The organism is Variovorax sp. HJSM1_2 (genome assembly GCF_049316285.1).
GTDB lineage: Bacteria > Pseudomonadota > Gammaproteobacteria > Burkholderiales > Burkholderiaceae_C > Rhodoferax_B.
Genome location: NZ_JBMOXA010000059.1, coordinates 1 through 2,655, shown reverse-complemented (window position 1 = coordinate 2,655; position 2,655 = coordinate 1). Strand labels below are relative to the sequence as shown.

Annotated in this window: 3 protein-coding genes; all 3 read right to left on the bottom strand. The window is 63.2% G+C overall.

Annotated elements, in window-relative coordinates:
• Positions 1-710 (bottom strand): PepSY-associated TM helix domain-containing protein (locus tag ACFQ95_RS25925; protein WP_422835852.1); only part of this gene is annotated, 710 nt, incomplete at its 3' end.
• Entirely contained in the window at positions 707-1,003 is a 297-nt protein-coding gene (locus ACFQ95_RS25920; RefSeq protein WP_422835850.1) for a hypothetical protein, read from the bottom strand. The genes ACFQ95_RS25920 and ACFQ95_RS25925, both read right to left, overlap by 4 nt.
• A gap of 110 nt (positions 1,004-1,113) precedes the next feature.
• The coding region (locus tag ACFQ95_RS25915; protein WP_422835848.1) for a TonB-dependent siderophore receptor at positions 1,114-2,655 on the bottom strand (1,542 nt) is incomplete at its 5' end.

The window sequence follows — 2,655 nt, the reverse complement described above, 5'->3', positions numbered from 1 at the left end:
ACAAAGCTGCGGCCGGAGATCGCCAGGCCGGTGTAGGCGATCATGAACAGAAACGGCAGCGTGAGCACGGCCACGGCGTTGTGTGCGTCCAGCCAGGAGCGTTGGCCCTTCTTCGGCCGGAAGGTGAAGAAATCCTTGAAGATGCGCTTGTGGGTGACCACACCCGACACCAGCGCCACCAGCATGGCCATGGCCGTCACACCAACAATCCACAGGCCGATCTTGCCCGCATGCAACTCGTAGTGAAAGTCGACAAAATGATGGCCGCCCTGGGTGCCGCGCAGCGGTGGCGCCGGGCTTGGCGGCAGCGGTGCACCGGTCAAGGGGTCCAGTTCCATCGCGGCGTAACCACCGGACTTGTCGAACCAGTAGGCCGTGAGGCCATTGTCCTGGCCACGGTTGATGGGCCACAGCTCCCACATGTCGGCCGTGGCGTGGTGCTGCGCCATATAGGCCATGCCAAAGGCCAGGCGTTGCGCGCGGTTGCTCACGGGCGCTGCATGGGCTTGGGCTTGCTCGGCGGCGGCCTCTTCCAACGCATGCTCGGGGCCCATCCAGTGGGTGATGGGTTCGTCGAACACGGCCAGCGTGCCGGTCAGGAACACGGCATACAGCAGCCACGAAAACCACAGGCCACACCAGGTGTGCAACCAGGCCATAGATTGGCGAAAGCCGCTCTCGCTTTGGGAAACTCTGGAGGTCTTGCTCATACACCACCTTTCAGCAGCCACCAGCCCACACCCGCCAGCAGCGCGCTGGTGCCCAGCAAGCCCAGCCACACGCGGCGCAGGTCGGCCACGGCAAACACCCAGATCACGGCGCAGGTGTAGATCGCAAAGCTCAATTGCACACCGACCAGCGCCGCCTCGCCACGGCTCTGCGGCAACACGCCCGCCAGAAAGATGCCGGCGGCGCTGGCCAAGGCGTAGCCGCCCAGCACGGCAGCGGCGCTGCGCGAAAGCAGCCGCCAGCCGTGGTCCGAGGATGAGGAGATTGATTTCATGGTGGTTTTGGGAAAACAGGCGCTCAAAGTTTTTTGGCGCCCTTATCTCCTATGACCAACGAAACCCAAAAAAGGGCCATTTCCTCGGCCCTGCGCCGCCTCAAGCCCCGTCAGATCTTCCAGCGCAAACCGGCCATCACATTGCGCGGCGCACCCGAATAGGCCGAAGTTGCGCTGGTGTAGTAGTGGCGGTCGAACAGGTTGTTGATGTTCAGCGTAGCCTCGACGTTGCGGTTGAAGGCGTAGCGCAGCATCACATCGGCCACGGCATAGGCGCCTTGTTCGAAGCGTTCGCCGTTCGGGCCACGGCCGTCAGAATAGGTCAGGTTCTGCCAACGCACACCGCCGCCAAGCGTCAGACCGCCACCCACATCGGGCAATTTGTAGGTGGTGTAGAGCTTGAGGTTGTTCTTGGGCACATCGGTGTTGACCGGCTGGTCGTTGCCATCGCGCGAGAGATTGCGCGAGAAGCCGACTGACGCCTGCCAGTTGCGCGCCAGCGCACCCGAGAGTTCAAACTCAAAGCCCTTGGTTTTCACACCCTGGATAGCACGGTAAATGTCGTCACGCACCCACTCGGCGACGTTGTCGAGCTTGGTCTGGTAGATGGCGGCGCTGAAGTTGAGCTGCTCGTCCAGCAGCGCGGCCTTGGTGCCGATCTCAAAACCCTTGCCCTCTTCGGGCGCGATCAATTGCCCCGTCTCATCCTTGGCGTAGCTCTGCGGCTTGAACACCGTGGTGTAGCTGGCATAGACCGACCAGCGTTTGTCCAGGTCCACCACCAGCGCGGCATAAGGCGTGATTTTGTCGGCACTGCGGCTGTCGCTGCTGGTGTTGGCGCCGGTGAGATCAAAGCTGTTGATGTCGTAAGTCCAGCGTGTGGCGCGTGCACCGGCCAACACCGACAGCGCATCGCTGGGCTTCAGGCGCAGGCTGGCAAAGCCGCTGTGTGTGCGTTCGGTGCTGAGCGAATGGCCTTGCTGCGGGTTGGGCGGCGCAGACGGGGTGTTGCCATCCCAGGTATAGATGTTGGCGATAGAACCATCCCAGCCGTCGAAGAACCAACGGCCGTAGCTGGCCTCATCACTCTTGGTGCGCGAGGTCGTCAGGCCGAAGGCCAGGTCGTGGCGCCGGCCAAACGCGGTGAATGGCCCGCCGAGTGTGGCGTCTACGCTGTCTTGCGTGGGGTTGCCCGCAAAACGCGTGGACCACAGGCCAATGCCTGCACCCGTGGCCGGGTCGGCGTAACCGTTGGCCGCGTAGCCCAGCATTTCATCGTACTGGTGGCGGCTGTGTGTGAACACCAGCTTGCCGTTCCAGTCGTTCGCCAAGCGCTGATCTACCGAGGCGAACACCGACTGGTTGTGCCGTGTGGTGTAGGCCCAGTTGGCGGCCGCAGACTTTTCGCGCGCCCAACTCGCCAGTGAGCCATCGGCATTAAACAGCGGCAGGCCGGAGCGTGCCAGGCCCGTGGAGTCATGGTTTTGCAGGCTGAAGCCGGCGCTCAGCAGGGTGCCCGACGCCACATCGGCCTCGACAATGCCTGCAAGCACTTCCTTCTTTTCGTGCAGGCGGTCGACAAACGAGTCGTTGTCTTGCCAGGCGCCAATCAAGCGGCCGCGCAGCGTGCCGGCCTGGTTCAGCGGGCCGCC

Excerpts from the sequence above, each read along its gene's own strand:
- ACFQ95_RS25920 (WP_422835850.1), bottom strand. The coding sequence starts at position 1,003 with ATGAAATCAATCTCCTCATCCTCGGACCACGGCTGGCGGCTGCTTTCG.